1 pseudogene is annotated in these 863 nt (G+C 39.9%); it reads left to right on the top strand.

What is annotated here, in order from left to right:
• Window positions 1-648 precede the first annotated feature (648 nt).
• Window positions 649-819 (top strand): annotated as a pseudogene (locus J9B83_RS15835) (IS5/IS1182 family transposase); the annotation flags it as partial.
• Between the last annotated feature and the right edge of the window lie 44 nt (window positions 820-863).

Below are 863 nucleotides of genomic sequence, written 5' to 3'. Positions count from 1 at the left end.
CACAACGTGACAAAAAGGCAAGTATCGCCTTTATAGGAGTTGCGAAATTGTCACGAAAGCCTCTGATGTCAGGCACAACGTGACAAAAAGGCAAACCTCTCCCTTACAGGAGTTGCGAAATTGTCACGTAAGGCTCTGATGCCAAGCGGCAGAGTGCAGATGCATCGTGACATAAAAGCAAATCTCTCCCTCATAGGAGTAGCGGAATTGTCACGAAAACATTTGATGACAGATACATCGTGACAAAAAAATCATTTTCAATTTAGGCTAGTTGCAAGTTTGTCACGTTAATGGTGCACACATGCGTTATCAACTTTAGCAATTGTAAAAACCTTAGATGTCACGATAAGAGGTAAGAATGTCACGTTAAAAGGAAGTTATGTCACGTAAACAAATAATCAGTCACGATATATCGCATATCTGTCACGTTAAGGAGCGGAACTGTCACGATAAACCTACTAAAGTATTGATTATATTGAATTATTTTTTCACTAAACAAGTTTAAACATATAAAACAGGTATATAAACATGCACAAACAAGAAACAAATACACCCGGTCATCTTAAAAGATAAGTAAGAGGTAAAGATCCGCTCAATTAGAAAACGCTTTCGCTTTACTCAAGCACTAGCTATTGGAACAACAGAAACAAGATTATTGACTGGAGCCTACTAGATAAGGAATTGGGCGTGCATTTCGCCACACTTGGTACAGCCGCGTTATCAACGCGTCTCATGGCGAGCTTGTTGTATTTGCAACACCTGCATAATCTGTCTGATGAGAGTATGTTAGGGAAGATGCGAATAAGTCCCGCGCATGAGACAATTCATTTTTAACCTTCGAGCCTGACCATGTCACATCAACT

The sequence above is a fragment of the Marinomonas vulgaris genome, from assembly GCF_018145875.1.
In the GTDB taxonomy this organism is placed as follows: Bacteria; Pseudomonadota; Gammaproteobacteria; order Pseudomonadales; family Marinomonadaceae; genus Marinomonas; species Marinomonas vulgaris.
Note: the sequence above shows the minus strand (reverse complement) of the source record. Positions and strands in the feature narration are given on the sequence as shown.